Source organism: Pseudoalteromonas sp. TB25 (genome assembly GCF_000497995.1).
In the GTDB taxonomy this organism is placed as follows: Bacteria; Pseudomonadota; Gammaproteobacteria; order Enterobacterales; family Alteromonadaceae; genus Pseudoalteromonas; species Pseudoalteromonas distincta.
Genome location: NZ_AUTI01000226.1, coordinates 1 through 3,839, shown reverse-complemented (window position 1 = coordinate 3,839; position 3,839 = coordinate 1). Strand labels below are relative to the sequence as shown.

3 protein-coding genes and 1 pseudogene are annotated in these 3,839 nt (G+C 40.5%); 3 read left to right on the top strand and 1 reads right to left on the bottom strand.

Going from position 1 to position 3,839, the window contains the following annotated elements; genetic code table 11:
* Positions 1-95 precede the first annotated feature (95 nt).
* Together L652_RS1000000125600 and L652_RS0106445 are read left to right on the top strand one after the other, a co-directional pair.
* Positions 96-221: a hypothetical protein gene (locus tag L652_RS1000000125600; protein ID WP_261765764.1), complete on the top strand. Its 126-nt coding sequence runs from the start codon at positions 96-98 to the stop codon at positions 219-221.
* Between the two features lie 48 nt (positions 222-269).
* Positions 270-455: a hypothetical protein gene (locus L652_RS0106445; protein WP_024597012.1), complete on the top strand. Its 186-nt coding sequence runs from the start codon at positions 270-272 to the stop codon at positions 453-455.
* Here L652_RS0106445 and L652_RS1000000124905 read toward each other — a convergent pair.
* A pseudogene (locus tag L652_RS1000000124905) lies at positions 448-633 on the bottom strand (IS3 family transposase); the annotation flags it as partial. The gene L652_RS0106445 and the pseudogene L652_RS1000000124905 sit on opposite strands and share 8 nt — an antisense overlap.
* Positions 634-765: 132 nt before the next feature.
* Here L652_RS1000000124905 and L652_RS0106435 point away from each other — a divergent pair.
* Positions 766-3,750 (top strand): Tn3-like element ISKox2 family transposase, encoded by a 2,985-nt coding sequence (locus L652_RS0106435; protein WP_008126957.1) that lies wholly within the window; start codon positions 766-768, stop codon positions 3,748-3,750.
* The last annotated feature ends 89 nt before the right edge of the window (positions 3,751-3,839 follow it).

Sequence of the window (3,839 nt, the reverse complement as noted above, 5' to 3'; positions counted from 1 at the left end):
TGTGGGGGCTCTGTGGCCTTGGAATATATTTTTACAATTATTAAATTCAGCTAGCTATTCACTATAAATAACGGTTGGAATAAGAGAGGAACTATATGGCATTTGTAGAAAAAAAGACCGAGAAATTAGTATTTAAAGAAGGTAGAGATGCTGCGCTTAAAGAGTACAAATCTAAACGTGGTTTTGGTACAAACCTAATTAGAACTGTGTTTTATTTTTAGTATTAGAATATTACAAAGTCTAAAGTAAAAAAACCGAAAGGACTAATAATGAAAGAAGAAACTACTAAAGAAGCAATAACAAAAATCGAACAAGAACTTCAACAGGCGGAAGACGAGCTTAGAAACTGGCAAGATTACGATTTCCGAAGAGAAGATGGCAGCATGAGACAGGACGCAATGCACGAAAAGCATGGTCGAGATGCTAAGCAAGAGGTAAATGTAGTGGTCAACTAGTTTTGGCCACAGTTATAGAGTCTTGGTATCTAACCTCAGATTCATTTGGCGCTAAACCGGCATTATAATGATGTGACCTAACGTTGTTATAATATCCGTGGATATAATCACTCACACTATACTTAGCTTCTTTAAAGTCTTCATATCCAACCTTTGGCATCCATTCCATTTTGGGGTTCTAGGGATTTTCCCCTCTAAAGTAACATAAATCGCCATACTCACCATATTTAAAGGCATACAAAGGTGGGTTACTTCTCCAAAGTATGGCAAATTATGAGGTTAACAACCCCTTAAACTTAATTTAATTCCTATGGCTATAAAAAACGAACTATCAATTCTTACCAAAGCTGAGCAGCTTGATCTATATTCTCCGCCGCTATTATCACTTGAACAACAACGATTGTATTTTACGCCAAACGAGATCGAGTTAACAGAGTTGAAAAGTATTCGCCTAAGGAACCACCGATGCTATTTCATTGCGTTATTAGGGTATTTTAAGTCTAAGCCTGTGATTCTTTCACCTAGCTTTAACCTCATCTTTGACGATATGCAGTTTATTTCAACGCAAGTTCAAGGAGGCAAAGGGATCAGGCCTTTCAGCATTAATAAGATGCAGCGTGACCGTATATATCAAAGAATACTGAGGTTATTAAACTATCAGAAATGGGACGAAAGTCTGCACTTTGCGCCGCTGTACGAACATCTTGTTATGGTCGGCAAAGCTTGGCTTGAGCCTCGTTATCTATTCGATGCAGCCGCTGAATATCTAGCAACGCATAGAATTGCCATCCCTAAATATACTGTCTTACAAAAGCTTATCAGTCGTGTTATCCAACAGGTCAAGAAGGCGTTAAATAATAAGCTTCGTATTCATGTTTCATCTGAACTACACGGATTTCTAAATACTATTATCGATGACAAAGATGGGCTCTCCTTAAGCCAGCTTCGAGCCGGTGCAAAAAGCGTTATGGTGACAGAGCTAAAAAAAGAACTGACGGTGTATCATCAGTTACAGCCTTATACAAGACAGATTGATAATGCTGTTAAGGGCTTAGCCTTATCGTCTAAAAACCAACAACACTTCGGTGAAATGGTGGATTATTATGGCAGTAAACTAAAACGCTTTAAGCGTCCACAGCAACACCTATGGTTGCTGTGTTTTCTGACTCAACGCATACGGCAAAGCCTAGAGCGATTGGCTGATGGGTTTATTCATCATATCCGTAAACAACAAGAAGCTGCGCATGCGTTTGCCCAACAGGCAGTGTTTGACTCATGGAGGTCAGCTGCAGACAATGTCACCAAAGCCGCAGAATTACTGCATCTGTTTGTTGATGACAGTATCGACGATAATCAACCATTTGCAACGGTTAGGCAACAAGCATTAAGTGTAATGAATAACCAAGATATAGAAACGCTATGCCTGTACTTAAAAAAGCAAAAACGCACGGTAGAAGAATATCAATGGCAATATTATGATGATCAAAACGGGTTAATTGAGCAGTTATTAAGGCCCGTGTTTCTATGTCTTGAATGCCAAGCAGGTAAAGGCTCAGAAGCATTAGTGACCCAGCTCAAAACCACAAAAACAGAACTATTAGCAGGTAATACATTGCAAACAATGGATAGTACACTTATCCAACAAAAACATCGTCCATGGTTAATTAACAAGGATGTTGTTCATCCACAGCGATACGAATGGTTGCTTTACCGTCAACTGGCTTCTCGGCTTAATGGTCGAATTTACTTATCAAACGTCACTAAATATCGTGCGCTAGAAGACGACTTAATTGCATCGTCAATACAGCCTGATCTATTGGCATCATCAACATTGGAAAAGCTAAAGCAGCCGATTCAGAAGCTACTGCAAGTAAAACAAATACGCTTAACAACATCCCTAGAAGATGTTGCTCGTCACATTGATAATGGTGATAACCGCAATGTGATCATGAAGAGCCGAAGTGGCACACGATGGCGACTGCCAGTTAAAGGCTCCCAATCACTTGTCAACAACCCTTTCTTTAAACAAATGATCCCCGTCAGTATTGCTGATGTGTTGCGTTATGTTGAACAAGAAACCAACTTTATGCAATGCTTCGCACACGTGCTGCCAATACAAAAACAAGTAGGCGCCAATCAGGATGATTTATTGGCTATTCTAATTGCGAATGCGACACATCGCGGCGTATATGGGATGGCACAAATATCTGATCGCAGTTATGAGCATCTAAGCACTATACAAGCTAATTATATTAGGCCTGAAACCTTGCAAGAGGCTAGTGATATCATCAATAACGCAGTAGCGGCACTCCCTATTTTCCGCCACTATCACATCCAAGAAGACGTCCTGCACGCCAGTACCGATGGGCAAAAATTTGAAACTCACCTTGAGACTTTTAAAACTCGCTACTCCTCGAAATACTTCGGCACCAACAAAGGTATTACGGCCATGACGTTAGTTGCCAATCATAGTGCGTTAAATGCCCGTATCATAGGATCTAATGAGCATGAGTCCCATTATATTTACGACTTACTACAATCTAATACTAGTGATCTTAAGCCAGATGTCCTCTCAACCGACACCCATGGTGTTAATCATGTTAATTATGCCTTATTGGATTTATGCGGTTATAGTTTTGCGCCTAGGTATGCTCAGTTCACCAGTGTGATCAATGACCTATTTAACGTAACTGAAAGCGACGACGGAAACACGCATCTGGCGCTGAAAAAGCCGATAAAAATGAATGTGATTGAAGAAGGCTGGCAGGATATTCAGCGTATTGTGTTATCCCTTCAAGAAAAACGCACAACACAGGCATTGCTAGTACGCAAATTATCTGGTTATCCATCTAGACACCCTATATTACAAGCATTAACGGAATATAATAGACTCATCAAAGCCCAATATTTACTTGATTATATTGATGATGCAAGTCTGCGCCAATATGTTCAACGAGCACTGAACCGAGGCGAAGCCTGGCATTTCCTCAGGCGAGCTATTGCATCGGTCAATCGTGACCAGTTCCGTGGAAAAAACGAATCAGAAATAGTCGTCTGGAACGAGTGTGCCCGTTTGACGGCAAATGCTATTATCTACTTTAACTCGATGATCCTAAGTCATCTATTACTGCACTTTGAAGAAGTTGGTGACGAGGAAAAAGCAGCAATAACTCGACAAGTATCACCCGTTGCATGGCAGAACATTAATCTGAGCGGCACTTATCAGTTCGCTAGTAACCGCAAACTACCTGATTTACAGGAAATAACTAGGCCTATTGTTGAAAATGAAGTCTAAAATGAAAGGTAACCCAGCTCCACAAGCCATTAACTGCGAGGGTTGTGGCGATTTATGTTACTTTAGAGGGGAAAATCCCTAGAACCCCA

What these genes read in the sequence shown, in the direction of transcription:
- L652_RS0106445 (WP_024597012.1), top strand. Translation starts at nt 270, where the DNA reads ATGAAAGAAGAAACTACTAAAGAAGCAATAACAAAAATCGAACAAGAA.
- L652_RS0106435 (WP_008126957.1), top strand. Translation starts at nt 766, where the DNA reads ATGGCTATAAAAAACGAACTATCAATTCTTACCAAAGCTGAGCAGCTT.
- L652_RS1000000125600 (WP_261765764.1), top strand. Translation starts at nt 96, where the DNA reads ATGGCATTTGTAGAAAAAAAGACCGAGAAATTAGTATTTAAAGAAGGT.